Annotated in this window: 15 protein-coding genes; 6 read left to right on the forward strand and 9 right to left on the reverse strand. The window is 62.6% G+C overall.

The genetic code is table 11. From position 1 onward, the window contains the following. Window positions 1–51: 51 nt before the first annotated feature. The gene (iolC, locus tag BM416_RS16040; protein WP_092488696.1) at window positions 52–1989 is read right to left on the reverse strand and encodes a bifunctional 5-dehydro-2-deoxygluconokinase/5-dehydro-2-deoxyphosphogluconate aldolase; all 1938 of its coding nucleotides are present in this window, start codon (window positions 1987–1989) and stop codon (window positions 52–54) included. A gap of 284 nt (window positions 1990–2273) precedes the next feature. Here iolC and BM416_RS16045 point away from each other — a divergent pair, with 284 nt between their 5' ends. Continuing rightward, window positions 2274–3182, forward strand: a complete 909-nt coding sequence (locus BM416_RS16045; RefSeq protein WP_017136418.1) for a MurR/RpiR family transcriptional regulator — start codon at window positions 2274–2276, stop codon at window positions 3180–3182. Here BM416_RS16045 and BM416_RS16050 read toward each other — a convergent pair. Beyond that, on the reverse strand, window positions 3112–4596 hold the full coding sequence (locus BM416_RS16050; RefSeq protein ID WP_092488697.1) for a MocR-like pyridoxine biosynthesis transcription factor PdxR: 1485 nt from the start codon (window positions 4594–4596) through the stop codon (window positions 3112–3114). The two genes, BM416_RS16045 and BM416_RS16050, sit on opposite strands and share 71 nt — an antisense overlap. A 92-nt stretch (window positions 4597–4688) precedes the next feature. Between BM416_RS16050 and BM416_RS16055 the strand changes: the two genes are divergently transcribed. Further along, complete coding sequence (locus BM416_RS16055; RefSeq protein ID WP_092488698.1) at window positions 4689–5912, forward strand: multidrug effflux MFS transporter; 1224 nt, start codon at window positions 4689–4691, stop codon at window positions 5910–5912. Between the two features lie 98 nt (window positions 5913–6010). Here the strand turns inward: BM416_RS16055 and BM416_RS16060 are convergent, their stop codons facing one another. Continuing rightward, complete coding sequence (locus tag BM416_RS16060) at window positions 6011–6916, reverse strand: hypothetical protein (RefSeq protein WP_065927953.1); 906 nt, start codon at window positions 6914–6916, stop codon at window positions 6011–6013. A gap of 324 nt (window positions 6917–7240) precedes the next feature. On the opposite strand from BM416_RS16060, the gene BM416_RS16065 reads away from it, so the two are divergent. Both BM416_RS16065 and BM416_RS16070 read left to right on the forward strand, forming a co-directional pair. Then, window positions 7241–7924 (forward strand): response regulator transcription factor, encoded by a 684-nt coding sequence (locus BM416_RS16065; RefSeq protein WP_027606536.1) that lies wholly within the window; start codon window positions 7241–7243, stop codon window positions 7922–7924. Then, a complete protein-coding gene (locus BM416_RS16070; RefSeq protein WP_092488699.1) occupies window positions 7902–9296 on the forward strand; it encodes a sensor histidine kinase in 1395 nt (464 codons plus the stop codon). The genes BM416_RS16065 and BM416_RS16070 overlap by 23 nt, the downstream gene beginning before the upstream one ends. A 70-nt stretch (window positions 9297–9366) precedes the next feature. Here the strand turns inward: BM416_RS16070 and BM416_RS16075 are convergent, their stop codons facing one another. The 3 genes from BM416_RS16075 to BM416_RS16085 are packed head-to-tail and all read right to left on the reverse strand — an operon-like array spanning window position 9367 to window position 11623. Beyond that, the gene (locus BM416_RS16075; RefSeq protein ID WP_092488700.1) at window positions 9367–9777 is read right to left on the reverse strand and encodes an SRPBCC family protein; all 411 of its coding nucleotides are present in this window, start codon (window positions 9775–9777) and stop codon (window positions 9367–9369) included. Window positions 9778–9805: 28 nt separating this feature from the next. Then, window positions 9806–10603: an SDR family NAD(P)-dependent oxidoreductase gene (locus BM416_RS16080; RefSeq protein ID WP_092488701.1), complete on the reverse strand. Its 798-nt coding sequence runs from the start codon at window positions 10601–10603 to the stop codon at window positions 9806–9808. A gap of 15 nt (window positions 10604–10618) precedes the next feature. Next, entirely contained in the window at window positions 10619–11623 is a 1005-nt protein-coding gene (locus tag BM416_RS16085) for an aldo/keto reductase (RefSeq protein WP_092488702.1), read from the reverse strand. A gap of 113 nt (window positions 11624–11736) precedes the next feature. Between BM416_RS16085 and BM416_RS16090 the strand changes: the two genes are divergently transcribed. Beyond that, window positions 11737–12630 carry a LysR substrate-binding domain-containing protein gene (locus BM416_RS16090; RefSeq protein ID WP_092488703.1) on the forward strand — a complete coding sequence of 298 codons (894 nt, stop codon included), beginning with the start codon at window positions 11737–11739 and terminating at the stop codon, window positions 12628–12630. Between the two features lie 49 nt (window positions 12631–12679). Here BM416_RS16090 and BM416_RS16095 read toward each other — a convergent pair whose 3' ends face one another. Genes BM416_RS16095 through BM416_RS16105 form a run of 3 tightly spaced genes read right to left on the reverse strand, consistent with a single transcriptional unit; the run spans window position 12680 to window position 16438 of the window. After that, window positions 12680–13972 carry an NAD(P)/FAD-dependent oxidoreductase gene (locus BM416_RS16095; RefSeq protein ID WP_092488704.1) on the reverse strand — a complete coding sequence of 431 codons (1293 nt, stop codon included), beginning with the start codon at window positions 13970–13972 and terminating at the stop codon, window positions 12680–12682. Continuing rightward, window positions 13969–15057, reverse strand: coding sequence for a polyamine ABC transporter substrate-binding protein (locus tag BM416_RS16100; protein WP_092488705.1), 1089 nt, complete (start codon window positions 15055–15057; stop codon window positions 13969–13971). Before BM416_RS16100 ends, BM416_RS16095 begins: the two co-directional genes overlap by 4 nt. Before the next feature lie 22 nt (window positions 15058–15079). After that, on the reverse strand, window positions 15080–16438 hold the full coding sequence (locus tag BM416_RS16105; RefSeq protein WP_092488723.1) for a glutamine synthetase family protein: 1359 nt from the start codon (window positions 16436–16438) through the stop codon (window positions 15080–15082). 139 nt (window positions 16439–16577) lie between these two features. Here BM416_RS16105 and BM416_RS16110 point away from each other — a divergent pair, with 139 nt between their 5' ends. Next, window positions 16578–17465, forward strand: a complete 888-nt coding sequence (locus BM416_RS16110) for a helix-turn-helix domain-containing protein (RefSeq protein ID WP_092488706.1) — start codon at window positions 16578–16580, stop codon at window positions 17463–17465. The last annotated feature ends 107 nt before the right edge of the window (window positions 17466–17572 follow it).

Here is a 17572-nt window from a genome sequence, read left to right on the forward strand (position 1 = left end):
CTTTCTGCTTTATGTGGGAGGGGGCTTGCCCCCTCACATTTAGAGCTGGGTTTAGCCTCGGGCACTGCGCCAGGCGTTGATGAGTTGTTCGAAGGTCGCCTGTACCTGCTGAATCAACGTCTCATCATCAATCTCCCCCGCCATCCATAAACGGCTCGGTTCCTGGAAGATCGTGCGGCCCACGGCAAACCCACGGCAGGTACTGCTCTGGCTGGCTTGCTGGAAGCCGGCGGCCAGGCATTCGGCCGAGGCGTTCAGGCCCAGCAACACCACGCCACGGCAGTACGGGTCGCGTTCCTGGATCAGTTCGTCGAGCTTTGTCCAGTCCTCGGCCGACTGTGCCTCGATTTTCCACCACGCCGGGTAGATACCCAGGTTGTACAGGCGCTTGAGGCTGCGATAGAGCACGTCCGGGTAAGTGGACGGATGATCCTTGGGCGGGATGACTTCCAGCAGCAGCTCATGGCCGCTGGTCACCGACGCCTCGTACACTGCCTTGAGCTGCGCTTCCTGTTCCAGGCGCAGCATGGGCTCGTCGTCGGGGTGGTATTGCACCAGGCACTTGATGATCTGTTCCTGGGGCCAGGCAATCAGGTTGCTGCCGATCGAGCGGCCATGTTCGAACGCCAGCGGCCGCGAGTTCTGCACCTCCACCGGACGCGCGATCCACCAGCCGCGACCGCTGGCGGCATTGAGCGCGTCCTGGCCGAAGCGCTGGTCGGCCAACAGGCCCACATCGGCCTCGACGCCCTGCTCGGCGAGCTTTTTCTCCACGCGTTCGATGGCCTGGATAAACAGCTGCTTGATCTCGCTGATGCGGGTCAGGTCCTGGCCGCCGCGTTGCGCCAGGTCCACCAATTGCCAGCGGTGATCGAAGGCAAAGATGAACAGTTGCTTCCAGGCCTTGCGCGGCACGGTGACGCGGTGCAGGCGTTGCAGGGTTGCGTCCTGGTCAGGCCGGGTGATCGGCACGGGGCTGTTGAACAGGTAATCCAGTTCGGCCGGGGTCGGCATGGCCGGCGCACAGGCGTGGCGCGAGACCACGAGACCGCCGCAGGCATTGGCCAATTGGCTGCAACGCTCATCGCTGGCGTCATTGATCCAGCCGCTGAGGAAGCCCGACATAAAAGCATCGCCGGCTCCCAGCACGTTAAGCACTTCAACCCGCACGCCAGGGTAGATGGCGCCCTCTTCCAGGCGCGCCGGGATCGCGCCGTGGATCACCGTGCAGCCTTGCGGGCCGAGCTTGACCACCAGGGTCGCCGGGGTCAGGTCACGCACGGTGCGCAGGGCGGTGAGCAGATCTTCGCTGCCACCGGCAATCAAAAACTCTTCTTCGGTGCCGACGATCAGGTCGAAACGCGGCAGGATTTTCTGCACATGCTGGCTGACATTCTGGTCGGCGACAAACCGGGTTTCGCCGTCGGCCTTGCCCGCCAGGCCCCACAACACGGGGCGGTAGTCGATATCCAGCACGCGCTTGACGTTGTGCTTGGCCGCATAGTCCAGGGCCTGGAGGCTGGCCTTGTACACGCCGTCGGTGGAGAAATGCGTGCCGGTGATCAGCAAGGCTTTGCTCGAGGCAATAAAGGCTTCGTTGACGTCTTCGGCGCGCAGGGCCATGTCGGCGCAGTTTTCGCGGTAGAACACCAGCGGGAAGGTTTCGCGGTCCTTGAGGCCCAGCAGCACCATGGCGGTGAGGCGTTCCGGGTCGACCTTGATGCCGCTGACATCGCAGCCTTCGCGGGCCAGGGACTCCACCAGGAAGCGGCCCATATGGTCGTCCCCCACCCGGCTCAACATCGCCGACTTGAGCCCCAGCCGGGCAGTGCCGAACGCGATATTGGCGGAGGAACCGCCGAGGTATTTGGCGAAGCTGGACACGTCCTCAAGCCGTGCACCTACTTGCTGTGCGTAGAGGTCGACGCCCAGGCGCCCGAGGCAAATCAGATCCAATTGACGCCCACTGGCAAAACGAGTCTGGCCCATGCTGGCTCCTGTTATTTTTATCAGCCTGCGTTGTACCGCCGTGGCGACGGCAAACGCTCTTGGTGGGAGCAGACTAGAACGTCCGACGGCAGCAATCAATATTTATTCCAGAATTATTTTTAGTGGAATATTTTTTCCAATACGTCAGCATAGGGGCAGACCAGCCGCCGTGCATCGTTTCAGCAGGCCACGCGGGCCGTGATGCCGGGGTATTTTTTTGCGCCTACCCTGTAGACTTGCGCCACCCACCAGCGCATCAGAAGAACACGCCAGAAGGATTGCCCATGTCCCGCACCGATCCCGAGACCACCCTGGAAGACACCATCGCCAGCCCTCCGATCAATGCCGAACGCCTGTTGCAGCTGATCACCGACGAGTACGAAAGCCTGCCGCGCCAGCTCAAGCGCATCGCCAGCTACATGAGCCAGCAGAGCGACCGGATCATGGTCGACCGCATCAGCGACATCGCCCGCGAATGCGAAGTGCACCCTTCGGCGATCGTGCGGTTTTCCCAGCGTTTCGGCTTCAGTGGGTTCAGTGAGATGCAGGCGCTGTTTCGCGAGGCCTACACCCACAAGACCACACCGGTGCAGAACTACCAGCAGCGCATCCGCAGCATGATCGCCAACAAGTCGCAGAAAGCCAGCGGCGGCGACCTGGCCCGCGAGTGCGTCAACGCGACCCTGTCGGGTATCGAGCGCCTGGGGCTGGAGCTGGATGATGTGGCGTTTGAAAAAGCCGTCGACCTGGTGGTCAACGCCGATAACATCTACGTGGTCGGTGTGCGCCGTTCGTTCGCGGTGGCCGATTACCTGGTCTACAACCTGCAGCACACCAACAAGCGTATTCACCTGATCTCCGGCCTGGGCGGCAGCTATCGCGAGCAGATGCGCAGCGTGCGTGCCAATGACCTGGTGATCGCCATCAGCTTCACGCCCTACGGCAAAGAGACCCAGCACTGCCTGCGGATCGCCCAGCACCATCAGGCCAAGACCCTGATCATCACCGACAGCAACCTGTCGCCCCTGGCCAAGCGGGCCAACGCGGTGCTGTTGGTGAATGAAGGCTCGTCGTTTGCCTTCCGCTCGTTGAGCGCCACCTTGTGCCTGTGCCAGGCGTTGTTTATTGCCGTGGCGTATCGGTTGGAGTTGAAGGTGGATGAGATTCACGAGCAGGTCGGGTTTGATGACTGACCGGCAGTAATTGGGCTAGCGCACGCCCGTGAAAGCGGATCTGCGCCAGGGTCAACGCGGTATAGCCGATGATGACCGCCGGCGGCAGGATCGCCTCGACGCAGAACGTGCCCAGGGGCTGTAACGCCAGCCCGACGGCAGCAGCACGGGAACAGAACTCGCCCTCCTCGACACCGCTCGGCAACCACAACACAAAATGCAATCCGGCCTGCTGCCCACTGATCGTACAGTGCGACCCAAGGCAGTCGAGCAACACATCGCGCCGCGCCTGATAGGCCTGGCGCGAAGCCCGCAAGTGGCGCACGAAAGCGCCGCTGCCGAGAAACTCCAGCAACCCCAACTGATCACTGGCGCCCACCGACTGCCCGGTGAGTTGCAGGGTGCGCAGCAAGGCCGGGCGCAGTGCCTTGGGCACCACCATGAAGCCGACGCGCAAACCGGGGAACAGGTTTTTGTTGAAGCTGCCGCAGTAGATCACGCGGTCATGGGCGTCCAGGGATTTGAGCGCCGCCAGCGGTGCGCTGTGGTAGTTGTATTCGCTGTCGTAGTCGTCTTCCACCACCCAGGCTTCGGCGCGGGCAGCCCAGTCCAGCAGCGCCAGGCGTCGCGACACCGACAGGGTCATGCCCAGCGGTGCCTGGTGGGCCGGGGTGACGTAGGCCAGGCGCGCCGTGTCGGGGAGTTGCGCGGTATCCAGCCCTTCGGCCGTGACCGCAATCGCCCGGACCTGCGCCCCCGCCAGCCCGAACAAACGGCGCGCCGGTGGATAGCCTGGGTCTTCGACGCAGGCCGTGTCACCGGGCTTGAGCAGCGTACGCGCGATCAGGTCAAGGGCGTGGCGAATGCCGCTGGTGACGATCACTTCATCCGCCTCGCAGTGCATGCCGCGATAGCTGCGCAAGTAGTCGGCGATGTGCGCACGCAGTTCCGGCAGCCCGGCGGGATGGCCCGCTTCCAGCACCCCCGGCCCTGCCGATAGCAGTCCCCGGGAAATACAGCGTGCCCAGGCCTTCAGATCAAACAGGCTGGCGTCCGGGCGCCGCGCGACAAAAGGCACATGGCTCTGCACGCCGGCGTCCGGGCGATCGACGACCACTTCGCGACGCGGCATGGCGCGGGGCGCGGGTGCCGCAATGAATTGCTCGGGGATCACCGCACACACCCGCGTACCGGAGCCGGCCACGCGCTGCACATAGCCCTCGCTGTGCAGGCGGTCGAATGCCGCCTCCAGGGTGCCACGGGATAATTGCCAGCGTTCGGCGAGGCTACGGGTGGACGGCAAGCGACTGCCCGCCGGCAGCTGTCGGTTCAGGATCGCTGCACGCAGGGCCTCGTAGGCACCCTGCTGCTTTCCCATGTCCAAGCTGTCGGGGCGCGGCAGGTCCAGGGCGGAAGGGGTTTTTCCTCGGCTCATAGTGGTCCAATCATTTTTGCCACAAGCGGCCCTGAGGATTAAACCACAAAGCCGCTAGAGTCCGGGCTCTACTCCTTGCACAGAAGCCTCCCATGACGCAACGCGCCCTCTCCCCGTGGTTCTGGCTGATACTGCTGACCGTGCTGATCGGCCTGCCACGTATCACTCTGGACATGCACCTGCCTGCCCTGCCCGCCATGGCCGACTACTTCCAGACCAGCGACAGCCAGTTGCAACTGACCCTCACGCTGTACACCTTCGGTTCGGCGATCTCCCTGCTGATCAGCGGCCCGTTGACCGACCGTTTCGGCCGCCGTCCCGTATTGCTGGCGGGACTGTTTCTGTACGTGCTGGCTACCGTGGCCTGCGCCCTCGCCGACAGCATCGCCGTGCTGATCATCGCGCGCCTGTTCCAGGCCCTCGGCGGGTGCTGCACCACGGTGATCGGCCGGGTGATCGTGCGCGATTATTTCGACCGCGATGAACAGGCACGCCTGCTCGGCCTGATTTCCATGGCCATGGCCGTGTCCCCGATGGCCGCACCAGTGCTGGGCAGCCTGATGTTGCCCTTCATCGACTGGCGCGGCCTGTTTGTACTGCTCGGCGTGATCGGTGCAGTGCTCTACCTGGTGGTGTACCGCCGCCTGCCCGAAACCCGCCCGGCCGATGTCGCCGCCGCGCCGCCGGGCAACCTGCTGCGGCTCTACGGCCAGTTACTGCGCGACCGCTATTTCCTGCGCTATTCCCTGGCGATCGGCTGCGTGTACAGCACCTATTTCCCGTTTATCAGTGAGTCGTCGGCGCTGCTGCAGCGGGGCTTTCACTTGTCGGCCACGGCCTATGCACTGGTGTTCGCGGCCACCATCAGCGGCTACATGCTCGGCGCGAACCTGTTCCGCAGGCTGGTGCGGCGCTTCGAGCCGGACCGTTTGATCCATGCCGCTATCGGTTTGAACGTGCTGGGCAGTGTGGTACTTGCAGCTGCCACCACCGCCATGCCGGGGCAATGGCTGGCGATCGTGCTGCCGATGGTGGTGATCATGGTGTCGGTGGGGATGGTGATTCCGGCGTGCCAACTGTCGGTGTTGCAGCCGTACGGTGCGATTGCGGGAACCGCATCGGGGTTGTTCTTCTTTACCCAGATGTTCCTCACTGCCGTGAGCAGTTGGGCCACCGGGCTGCTGTCCGACGGTACATCGCAGCCGCTGGTGATCATGACCGCCGTTGCCAGCGCACTGTTGGTAGCAACCTGGCTGACACTCCACAAACCCAAATGTGGGAGGGAACTTGTCCCCTCCCACATCAGGCCGAGCTGAGCTCGGGATCAGTGCATGAAAATTGCGATCAGGATGATCACCGGGATCGGCACGCCGAGGAACCACAGAAGTAATGAGCGCATGGTGTTCTCCTTGAATTAACGAACGTAGGTTTCGGTTTCGACGTACACCACGGCATCGCGGCGACGGCCACCAAAGGTTGCAGCGAAACTGGCAAAGAAAGCCCCGATCAACAGGGCGACAAAGGTCCACAGCGAGGTATAGGCGGCGACTTTGGCGGCCGTTTCAGCGGCTTGCTTGGCCTTGAGCTTGGCGTCTTCCACCGCTTTACGGGCGTCGCCGTAGACTTTGTCGATACGCGCTTCGGCATCGGCCTGGCTGAGGTTGGTGCGCTGGCTGATCAGCTGGGCCAGGTAGGCACGGTCTTCAGCGGCGAGTTGGCCGTCATTGCTCAGGGTGCGGGTGAAGATACGTGCAACCACGCCATGGGCAGCGTCATCACTGACGGCAACCGGGCGATCGTCACGAAACAGGCTGTCGACGTAGTAGTCAAAATCGCCACCGTTGACGCCTTTGGCTGCGCTGCCTGCGGCCTGGGTGATACCGCTGGCCGCACCGGCTGCCACGCTGGCACCGGCTTTCACGCCGCCGGTGACGACACTGCTGACCGAACCGACCACCAGCACGGCAGTGATCAGCGTGGCGACGGCCCAGGCCAGGAAACCATGGGCGGTGTCGCGAAAGTACACCTCATCGCCATGCATATTGGCCCACTTCACCCGCAACCGGCCGGCGATATAACCACCCAATCCGGACGCGACGATCTGGGTAAAGGCCAGCCAGACAATCGTGGAAATGCCAAGCCCCTTGGCGCTGATGCCGCTGTCGGCCCACGGCGACACCGCCGAGAAACCCAGGCCGAAGCCCAGCAATACCAGAATCAGGGATAACGCAGCCGCCGCAGCGGCCCCGGCAAAGATAGCCCCCCAGGAAACCCCGGAGCGCGCGCTCGACTCTTGCAGCGTGGATGACGATGTGATCATTGTTATGGTGCTCCCGGCAGGAAAAATAGTGTTACAAGTCTCAAAAGGGACAGTGCAGGCAGCATGCCAGTCGCGCTTAAAATTAAATCCGTTGAATTTCAACAGGTTAAGTAAATTGAACTTGCCTGAACCATGCAACTTGCAAGAAATGGCTGGTGCAGGCGGGCGTAATGCATTCCCTGGGGGAGGAGATTGCTCCCCGGCCGGTACCCGCCATGAAAGTTGTGTCAGTTTTGCCAACATGAAGTTTTATTTAGGAAGCGTTCAGCCATTTCTTGGCAAAATGCCCCCACTTCTAGTGTGAATCGCTCACCAGGTAATCCTATGACCCGCATTTTGACCATCGAGGATGACGCCGTAACGGCCCGCGAGATCGTCGCCGAGCTGAGTAGCCATGGACTGGACGTAGATTGGGTGGACAACGGCCGCGAAGGCCTGGTCCGCGCCGTGAGTGGTGATTACGATCTGATCACCCTCGACCGCATGCTGCCGGAACTCGACGGCCTGGCCATCGTCACCACCCTGCGCACCATCGGCGTATCGACGCCGATCCTGATGATCAGTGCCCTCTCCGACGTCGACGAGCGCGTGCGCGGCCTGCGCGCCGGCGGTGATGACTACCTGACCAAGCCCTTCGCCTCGGACGAAATGGCCGCCCGCGTCGAAGTGCTGCTGCGCCGCAAAAGCACGGTCAAGGAATTCGAGACGGCCCTGCGCGTGGCCGACCTGGAACTGAACCTGATCAGCCGCGAAGCCAGCCGTGCCGACCAGCCCCTGAGCCTGCTGCCCACCGAATACAAACTGCTGGAATTCCTGATGCGCAACACCGGGCAGATCCTGTCGCGGATGATGATCTTCGAGGAAGTCTGGGGTTATCACTTCGACCCGGGCACCAACCTGATCGACGTGCACATCGGCCGCCTGCGCAAGAAAATCGATCCACCGGGCCTCCCGCCGCTCATCCGCACGGTACGAGGTTCCGGTTATGTCATTGCTGAACCCCTCTAAGGGCTGGCGTTCATCCAGCAGCCGCTTGCTGGCGCTCTACAGTTCGTTGTTCGTGGCCTGGAGCTGCATCCTCATGGGGGTGCTGTATTACGAGGTCTCGGGTTACCTGAGTGACCTGTCGCGCCATTCGCTGATGCAACGCCAGCACCTGTTCCAGCGCTTCGACGGCGAAGAACTGGTGGAAGCGTTGACCACCAGCATGACCTTCGACATGAAGGGCGTGGACGCCTACGGCCTGTTCGATGAGCAGTTCCGCCCCTTGAGCGGGCCGATCCGCGCGATTCCCTCCGACCTGCCGCTGGACGGCAAGATCCACACCCTGGCCAATTGCGTCGACTCCGACGACCCCAAACTGCCCAAGGACAGCTGCGACGCCGTCGCCAGCCATACCGACGACGGCCGCTGGCTGGTACTGGTGCGCGCCAATGGCTCGCTGTTCGGTGTGACGCGGATCATCTGGCATGCCCTGCTGTGGGCGCTGTCCCTGACCATTATCCCCGGCGCCGCCGGCTGGCATCTGTTGCGCCGCCGCCCGCTGCGCCGGATCCGCGGGATCCAGGCCAGCGCTGAAGCCATCGTCGCCGGCGACCTCACCCACCGCTTGCCGCTGTCCAACCGGCGTGACGAACTGGACATGCTCGCGGCCATCGTCAACGCCATGCTCGACCGCATCGAGAAACTGATGAACGAGGTCAAGGGCGTGTGCGACAACATCGCCCACGACCTGCGCACCCCATTGACCCGCCTGCGTGCGCAGCTTTACCGCATCCGCCAGGAGGCCGAGCAGGACTCCCGCTACGCGGTGAAACTGGACGATGCCATCGCCGAGACCGACACCCTGATGGCGCGCTTTCGCGGGCTGTTGCGTATCTCCGAACTGGAAGACCACCAGCGCCGTTCCGGCTTCCTGGTGATGGACCCGCTGCCGCTGCTGCGCGAGTTGCATGACTTCTACCTGCCCCTGGCCGAGGAAGGCGAATTGCAGTTGCGACTCGAAGTCCCCGAGTCCCTGCCATGGATCACCGGCGACCGCGCCCTGTTGTTCGAAGCCCTGGCGAACCTGCTGAGCAACTCCATCAAGTTCTCCCCACCGGGCGGCGCAGTGATCCTGCGGGGGCTCAACGATGCCGGCAGCACGCGCATCGAAGTGCACGACTCCGGGCCCGGCATACCGGCGGCGGAACGCGATGCGGTGTTCCAGCGTTTTTATCGGGTGGATGAAGGCGACCAGCAAGGCGGGTTTGGGTTGGGCCTGTCGATTGTGGCGGCGATCATCAACCTGCATGGGTTCAAGCTGGAAGTGGGCACCAGCGAGCAAGGCGGCGCGCGCCTGGTGCTGGAGTGTCGCCAGCAGCTGATGCCCGAAGCCTGAGTTCACCTCGGTCAATCTGGGAGGGGCTTGCCCCCTCCCACATGAGTCCTGCATTGCCGGGTAGATCGTCTCAGAAGTTGGCGCGCAACGCCTCGACCCCGCCTTTGTACACCCCGGCAAACAGCTCTTCCACCGCCGCCTCCGTGGTACCCGCCGCCGGGGTAAACACACCGGACCACGTCACCTTCGCTGACGACTCCGTCAGCGCCTCAACCTGCAACGTCGCCAGGTAAGCACTCACCGGAAACGGCGACTCTTCAATGGTGTAGCTGTAAGTACGCCCGACGTTATCGAAGGTCTGCAAACGCTCGACGATCACACCGCCGTCGGCGGTCGTCAGATGGCGCACGCGGCCACCTTCACCGGGCTCGCTCTTGGCGATAAACGGCAGCCAATCAGGCAGGCTGTTGAAGCCGCCGACCAATTGCCAGACCTGATCGGCCGACACAGGGATTTCAATCACGCAAGAAGCTGTTGCCACGATAAATACTCCACACAATAAAAAGAATTCAGATCGCCATGCTGTCGACGACACCGCCATCGACCCGCAACGCGGCACCGGTGGTGGCCGAAGACAAGGGTGAAGCAATGTACGCCACCAGGTTCGCCACTTCCTCCACATTCGCCGCACGCTGGATGATCGATGTGGGCCGCGCATTGCGCACAAACACATCGGCCTCGTCCCGCGCACTGCGGCCGGACTGGGCGGTGGCGTCCTTGAGCATCTGCTCCAGGCCGTCGGTAAACGTCGGGCCTGGCAGCACAGCATTCACCGTCACCCCCGTGCCCGCGAGGCGCTTGGCCAGGCCATGGGACACCGCCAGGTTGGCGCTTTTGGTCACGCCGTAGTTGATCATGTCCGCCGGTGTCGCCACGCCGGACTCCGATGACAGGAAAATCACTCGGCCCCAACCCTGCCCGACCATGCCCGGCACGTAATGCCGCGCCAGGCGCACGCCGGAGATCACATTGACCTCATAGAAGCGCGTCCACTCGCTGTCCGGGGCGTCGAAGAAATCCACAGCGTTGAAGATGCCCAGGTTGTTGACCAGGATGTCGGCGTGAGGTTCGGCGGCGAACAGCTTTTCGGCGCCTTCGGCCGTGCCAAGATCCGCCACCAACCCGCGCAGGTCCGCGCCCGGCACCGCCTGGCGAATGCTCGCCAGCGCATCGTCGACCTTGCCGGCTTCACGCCCGATCACCACCACGGTAGCGCCGGACTGCGCGAGGGCCTGGCTGATGCCCAGGCCGATGCCGGCGGTGCTGCCGGTGACGATGGCTACTTTTCCACTTACATCAATTTTCATCATGAACTCCTGGATTCAACGTGGCAGTGGTGCACGGTCCGAAATCAAGCGGGCATCGCGCAGGGCCTGCCAGAAGGCAGTAGGGATTTTTTCTGACAATGCCGCGACGTCTTCGGCAATCCGCCCCGGGCGACTGGCTCCCGGAATTACAGCAGCCACGGCGGGATGTGCCAGGGAAAATTGCAGCGCCGCCGCTTTCACGCTCACGCCGAATGCCTGGGCAATCGTCTTGATCTGCTCGACCTGGCTGATGATCGCCGGGCTGGCTTGCTGGTATTCGAAGTGCGCGCCACCGGCCAGGACGCCCGAACTGTAAGGGCCACCGACGACGATCTCGACGTTCTGCGCCAGGGCGGCGTCCATCAGGCGTTGCAGGGCACGCTCGTGGTCCAGCAGGGTGTAGCGGCCGGCCAGCAGGAAGCCATCGGGTTGCGCCTCGCTCAGGTCCAGGGTCAGCTCACACGGCTCGACGCGGTTCACGCCCAGGCCCCAGGCCTTGATCACGCCCTCTTCACGCAGGCGGGTGAGCACTTTGAACGCGCCGGTACGAGCCTGGTTGAAGTATTCCAGCCACTGGTCGCCGTAGAAGTCCTGGGCAATGTCGTGAATCCACACGATGTCCAGGCGATCGGTTTGCAGGCGGTTCAGGCTGTCTTCAATCGAGCGCAGGGTGGCCTCGGCGCTGTAGTCGTTGAGCATTTTGTTCGGGCGACCGTGTTCGAACACGCCGCTTTTTTCGCCAAGGTCGCGGGCGCTGTCTTCAACTTCGTCGAGGATCAGCCGGCCGACCTTGGTGCTCAACACGTAATCATCACGGTTGTATTTCGACAGGGCCTGGCCCAGGCGAATTTCCGCGAGACCCGAGCCGTAGAACGGCGCGGTGTCGAAGTAACGCACGCCGTGGTTCCAGGCAGCCGCTACGGTGGCCTGGGCTTCCTCCTCGGGAATGGCGCGAAACATATTGCCCAGCGGTGCGGTGCCAAAGCCGAGTTGGCCTGGGAGTTTGTCTTTCAAGCTCATGATGGATCCTCAATCGGGTTCTGGGTCGCTGTGACCGTTGAGCAGATCCTAGATTGCACGGATCAGACCGTCCAAGACATACTGCGACGAACTTGAGTCCTTGAAGGTCTTACATGATCGATCTACGCCAACTGCGCTACTTCGAAGTGGTCGCCGAAGAAGAACACGTCGGCCGCGCCGCCGAGCGCCTGCACATCTCCCAGTCGCCCCTGAGCCGGCAGATCGCCCAGCTCGAAGAACGCCTGGGCCTGACCCTGTTCGAGCGCAGCCAGCAACGCATCCGCCTGACCCGTGATGGCCAGACCTTTCTCGCCGAAACCAAGGCGCTTTTGACCCATGCCAATCGCCTGGAGTCATTGGGCAAACGCCTGGGACGAGGCGAAGAAGGCGGCCTATGCATCGGCTACATCGAAAACGCCATGCATGCCGGTGTGTTGCCCAACGCCCTGCGCGTGCTGCGCGACGACCGGCCCACCGTGCATATCAAGCTGTATAACTTGCCCTCCCTGGAACAACTGGAAGGCCTGCGCCAACGCAGCCTGGACATCGCCCTGGTGGGCGAGCCCCCGGCAACCGACGACCCGGACTTGACCGCCCTGCAAGTGCTGGACGACCCGATGCTGCTGGCCTTGCCCGAGCATCATCCCCTCGCCCCAAAAAAACACTTGCTGCCCGAACACCTGGCCGAGCAGCAATGGATCGGCGTGCAACGTAAACCCGGCGCCAACCCCGCCGATGACTTTGTCGCCGCCTGCATCCGCGCCGGTTTCACCCCGCAGATCCCCATGGAAGCCAGTGAGCCGTTTACCGCATTGGGGCTGGTGGCGTCCGGGTTGGGCGTGGCCATGGTGCAAAAGGGCTTGAGCCGCAACGCACCGCCCGGTGTGGTGTTGCGGGAGTTGCCGTGGTTGACCTACACCACACCGCTGTGGGCGGCGTGGCATCGGGTCAACTTGCGGCCGTTGGTAGAAACCTTCCGCAAGGTACTCACCGAACCCAAGGGCTGATGGAGCTCAAAAATGTGGGAGCGTGGTGTATCAAGTAGATCTTAGTCGGCTAAACCAACTCCCGCAGGCGATACCACAACATCCCCAACGCCAACAGCGGCGACCGCAGCGCCTTGCCGCCCGGAAAGGTCATGTGTGGCACCTGTCTGAAAATATCCAGCCCCTTGCTGTGACCCGCATGAATACCTTCAGCCAGCAGCCGCGCACACCAGTGCGTCACGTTCAGCCCATGCCCGGAATACCCCTGGGCATAGAACACATTCGGGTACTGCTTCAACCGCCCAACCTGGGGAAACCGATTGGCAGTGATGCCAATCCTGCCGCCCCACTGGAACTCAATCGCAGTATTGGCCAATTGCGGAAACACCTTGAGCATTTTCGGCTGCATATAGGCCGCGATGTCTGCCGGATCGCGTCCGGAGTAATGGCAGGCGCCGCCGAACAACAGGCGTCGGTCAGCGGACAGCCGGTAATAATCCAGGCCGACTTTCTGGTCGCACAGCGCCAGGTTTTGCGGGATCAACTGGTTGGCCATATCTTCCGATAAAGGCTCGGTGGCGATGATGTAGCTGCCGGCCGGAAGTACCTTGCCGCTCAAACGCGGTTCCAGTTCTTCCAGATGGGCATTGCACGCCAGCACCAGGTTGGCGGCGCGCACCGTGCCACCTGCGCAACGCACTTGCACGGTGTCGCCATGGATCAATTCCAGCACTTCGGTGTGCTCGAAAATCCGCACCCCGAGGCACTCGGCAAACTGCGCTTCACCTAACACCAGATTCAGTGGGTGCAAGTGGCCGGAGCCCATGTCGACCAGGCCACCGGCATACACCGTCGAACCCACGATCTGTCGCATATCCTGCGGGCCAACCAGGCGCGTTTCGTGGGCATACCCCATGGCCGCCAGATGCTCCTGCTCGCCGTTGAACGCCGCGAACTGCGCTGGCGTATTCGCCAACTCGCAAAAGCCCCAGCGCAAGTCGCAGTCGATCCCATGCTCGCGAATGCGCTCGCCCACCAGGGCCACCGACTCGATCCCGGCCCGTTCCAGGTAACGCACGCCCTCCTCGCCCACGTACTTGGCGAACCCCGACACATCGTGGCCGATCCCGCGAATCAACTGCCCGCCATTGCGCCCGCTGGCGCCCCAGCCAATACGCCGGGCCTCCAGCAGGATCACCGAGAGCCCGCGTTGGGCCAGTTCGATAGCGGTATTGACGCCGGTAAAACCACCGCCGATCACACAGACATCGGCGCTCAGGTCGGCGCCCAGTGACGGGCGCTCCGGCATGGCATTCGCGGACGCGAGGTAATAGGAACGCGCGTGGTCACTGGCTTGGATCATTTGTTGGTCTTCACTTTGCTCCAGGCGCGCGTCATCAGGCGCATGGTCGCCGGGGTCGGCGTGGTGGAAATATAGAGTTTGTCGAGCACGGCCTGGGACGGGTACACCTCGGGGTTGTTCACCAGTTCAGGGTCCATGAAGGCCTTGGCGGCCGGGTTGGCATTGGCATAGCCGACCGAGGCGCTGACCTTGGCGATCACTTCAGGGTCGAGCAGGTAGTTAATGAAGGCATGGGCCTCTTTCGGGTGACTCGCATCGGCCGGGATCGCCAGCAGGTCGAACCACAGGTTGGAGCCTTCCTTGGGAATCGAGTAGGCGATATTCACGCCGTTCTTGGCTTCCTTGGCGCGGTTGGCCGCCTGGAACACATCGCCGGAATAGCCGAACGCCACGCAGATATCGCCGTTGGCCAGGTCCGAAATGTACTTGGAGGAATGGAAGTAGGTGATGTACGGCCGCAGCGTCAGCAGCTTGGCCTCGGCCTGCTGATAGTCCTCGGCATTCTCGCTGCGCGGGTCCTTGCCCATGTAGTTGAGGATCGCCGGGAACAGCTCATCCGCCGAGTCAAGGAAAGCCACGCCGCACTGGTTGAGCTTCTTGAGATTCTCCGGTTCGAACAGCACCGCCCATGAATCGATATGGTCGATGCCCAACACCTGCTTGACCTTGTCGACGTTGTAGCCGATGCCGTTGGTACCCCACAGGTACGGCACCGAGTGCGCATTGCCCGGGTCGTTTTTCTCCAGCAGCTTGAGCAGCTTGGGGTCGAGGTTCTTGAAGTTGGGTAACTGCGAACGGTCGAGCTTGAGGAACGCGCCGGCCTTTACCTGGCGCGCCAGGAAGTGGTTGGACGGCACCACCACGTCATAGCCGGTGCGACCGGCGAGCAACTTGCCCTCCAAGGTTTCGTTGGAATCGAACACGTCGTAGATCACCTTGATCCCGGTTTTGGCCTGGAAATCCGCCAGGGTGGTCTCGCCGATATAGTCGGTCCAGTTGTAGACGCTCACCGTCGGCGCGGCTTGGCCGGCACCGCTGAACGCGGCCACCAGGGCCAGCGCAAGAAGCTTGTTCACAAGACGCATATCGACACCCCTTTTGTGTTTTTTAGACGCTCAACAGCAGGAACTCACGCTCCCAGGAACTGATCACCCGCTTGAAATTCTCGTGCTCGGCGCGCTTGACCGCGACGTAGCCGCGCACGAACTTGTCGCCCAGGTACTGCTTGACCGTGTCGCAGTCCTCCATCCGCGCCAGGGCGTCTTCGAGGGTGAACGGCAGGCGCAGGTTACGGCGCTCATAGGCGCGGCCTTCTACCGGGGCGCTGGGTTCGATCTGTTCGATCATCCCCAGGTAGCCACACAGCAGGCTGGCGGCAATGGCCAGGTAGGGATTGGCATCGGCGCCCGGCAGGCGGTTTTCCACGCGCATCGCATCCGGGCTCGAGGTGGGCACGCGCAGGCCGACGGTACGGTTTTCTTCGCCCCACTCCACATTGACCGGCGCCGAGGTGTCCGGCAGGAAGCGGCGGAACGAATTCACGTTGGGCGCGAACATCGGCAACAGCTTGGGGATGTACTTCTGCAGGCCGCCGATATGGTGCAGGAACAGCGGGCTCATGGTGCCGTCGGCGTCGACGAACACCGGTTTGCCCGTGGCGATCTCCACCACGCTCTGGTGCAGGTGCATGGCGCTGCCGGGCTCGTCGGCCACCGGCTTGGCCATGAAGGTGGCGGCCACGTTGTGCTTGAGCGCAGCTTCGCGCAGGGTGCGCTTGAACACGGTGATCTGGTCGGCCAGGTCGAGGGCATCGCCGTGGCGGAAGTTGATTTCCATCTGCGCCGGGCCGTCTTCATGGATCAGCGTATCGAGGTCCAGGCCCTGGGCTTCGCACCAGTCGTAGACGTCTTCGAACAGCGGGTCGAACTCGTTGGCCGCATCGATGGAGAACGACTGGCGCCCGGTTTCGGCACGGCCGGACCGGCCGATCGGGGTTTTCAGCGGCAGGTCCGGGTCTTCGCAGCGCTGGGTCAGGTAGAACTCCATTTCCGGCGCGACAATCGGCTGCCAGCCCTGGTCGGTGTAGAGCTGCAGGACTTTCTTCAGCACATTGCGCGGCGACAGTTCGATGGGGTTGCCGTGCTTATCGAAGGTGTCGTGGATCACAATCGCGGTGGGCTCGATGGCCCACGGCACCACGTAGGTCGCGTTGGATACCGGGCGGCAAATCATGTCGATATCGGCCGGGTCCAGCAGGTCGTAGTAGATCTCGTCGTCGACAAAGTCCCCGGTTACCGTTTGCAGCAACACACTCTCCGGCAGGCGCATGCCTCGCTCATGCAGGAACTTGTTGGTGGGCGCAATCTTGCCGCGTGCGATGCCAGTCAAGTCACTGATCACGCATTCGACTTCGGTAATCTTGTGTTCTTTCAGCCAGGCGGACAGCTGATCGAAGGGGGCGTTCATAAGGACCTCATCATGGGGTGGGTGCTGCTCCGCCTTGTACTCGCGGCGCATTGAGGTCTATCTTGGGCCAGCCTTCACAGGCCATCTATCCACTTTGCACGCAGCACAACGCACCAATAGAGTGCGCACGGATCACTCCATGACCCAGGCAACCGCTTTGCGCGTACAGGCCTTCACCACCGCTGATGTGTCCACCCAATGCCGTGCGACACCCGGCTGGGTGCAGCAGTACCAGCAGATGTCGCCGGGGCATTTTGCCGGGTGCGTCCGCTACCTCGACCTGCACGGTGTGCAGGTGTACGAAGAGAGCATGAACACCCGTGTGGAGCAGCACTTCAACGCACCGCCGGGCGCGCTGGCGTTCTGTTTCGATGGCAGCGACAACGCGCTGTATCTGCTCAATGGCGAAAGCCGCAACACCTGGATCACCCCGGAAAACTACCGCGAAGTGGCGGTGGTGTTCGGCCCCCAGTTCGTGCAGCACCATGGCCTGGACGTGGCCACACTGGAAGGCCTGTTCATGGCGCCGCTGGCCTGCCAGCAGAACGCACTGTTCAGCCGTTGGCTCAGTGGCACCCTGACGCGCTTGTCCACGGACATCGACCCGGTGTCCCTGACCCGGCAGTTGCTCGACGACTGCCTGTTCATCCTCGACAACGCCTGCGTGTGCCTGGACCGCAGCTCATTGCAAAAGCGCAGTGAAGAACGCCGCTTGATGGCGCGCATAGGCGAGTGGGCGGCGGATGCGCCGGACGAAACCGTCAACCTGTTGGAACTGGCGCGGATTGCCGGCGTACCGCTGCGCCAGTTGCAACAAGGGTTCAAGACCTACACCGGGATGAGCCCGGCGCAGTGGTTGCGCCTGCGCCGGTTGAACGGGGCACGGCGGGAATTGTTGAGCGGTGGCGGAACGACCGTGGCCGAGGTGGCGATGAATTGGTCGTTCTGGCATTTGGGGCGGTTCTCTAACAGCTATCGAGCGTTGTTCAAAGAGCTGCCGAGCGAAACCCTCAAGCACTCACTCTGAAATGCATTCAAAACTGTGGGAGGGGGCTTGCTCCCGATGGCGATGGCTCAGTCAACATCTCTGTATCTGAACTACCGCAATCGGGGGCAAGCCCCCTCCCACATAAA

Source organism: Pseudomonas sp. NFACC42-2, from assembly GCF_900116055.1.
GTDB lineage: Bacteria > Pseudomonadota > Gammaproteobacteria > Pseudomonadales > Pseudomonadaceae > Aquipseudomonas > Aquipseudomonas marginalis.

What these genes read in the sequence shown, in the direction of transcription:
- BM416_RS16090 (WP_092488703.1), top strand. Translation starts at nt 11,737, where the DNA reads ATGATCGATCTACGCCAACTGCGCTACTTCGAAGTGGTCGCCGAAGAA.
- iolC (WP_092488696.1), bottom strand. Translation starts at nt 1,989, where the DNA reads ATGGGCCAGACTCGTTTTGCCAGTGGGCGTCAATTGGATCTGATTTGC.
- BM416_RS16110 (WP_092488706.1), top strand. Translation starts at nt 16,578, where the DNA reads ATGACCCAGGCAACCGCTTTGCGCGTACAGGCCTTCACCACCGCTGAT.
- BM416_RS16105 (WP_092488723.1), bottom strand. Translation starts at nt 16,438, where the DNA reads ATGAACGCCCCCTTCGATCAGCTGTCCGCCTGGCTGAAAGAACACAAG.
- BM416_RS16085 (WP_092488702.1), bottom strand. Translation starts at nt 11,623, where the DNA reads ATGAGCTTGAAAGACAAACTCCCAGGCCAACTCGGCTTTGGCACCGCA.
- BM416_RS16055 (WP_092488698.1), top strand. Translation starts at nt 4,689, where the DNA reads ATGACGCAACGCGCCCTCTCCCCGTGGTTCTGGCTGATACTGCTGACC.
- BM416_RS16095 (WP_092488704.1), bottom strand. Translation starts at nt 13,972, where the DNA reads ATGATCCAAGCCAGTGACCACGCGCGTTCCTATTACCTCGCGTCCGCG.
- BM416_RS16065 (WP_027606536.1), top strand. Translation starts at nt 7,241, where the DNA reads ATGACCCGCATTTTGACCATCGAGGATGACGCCGTAACGGCCCGCGAG.
- BM416_RS16060 (WP_065927953.1), bottom strand. Translation starts at nt 6,916, where the DNA reads ATGATCACATCGTCATCCACGCTGCAAGAGTCGAGCGCGCGCTCCGGG.
- BM416_RS16050 (WP_092488697.1), bottom strand. Translation starts at nt 4,596, where the DNA reads ATGAGCCGAGGAAAAACCCCTTCCGCCCTGGACCTGCCGCGCCCCGAC.
- BM416_RS16045 (WP_017136418.1), top strand. Translation starts at nt 2,274, where the DNA reads ATGTCCCGCACCGATCCCGAGACCACCCTGGAAGACACCATCGCCAGC.
- BM416_RS16100 (WP_092488705.1), bottom strand. Translation starts at nt 15,057, where the DNA reads ATGCGTCTTGTGAACAAGCTTCTTGCGCTGGCCCTGGTGGCCGCGTTC.
- BM416_RS16080 (WP_092488701.1), bottom strand. Translation starts at nt 10,603, where the DNA reads ATGAAAATTGATGTAAGTGGAAAAGTAGCCATCGTCACCGGCAGCACC.
- BM416_RS16070 (WP_092488699.1), top strand. Translation starts at nt 7,902, where the DNA reads ATGTCATTGCTGAACCCCTCTAAGGGCTGGCGTTCATCCAGCAGCCGC.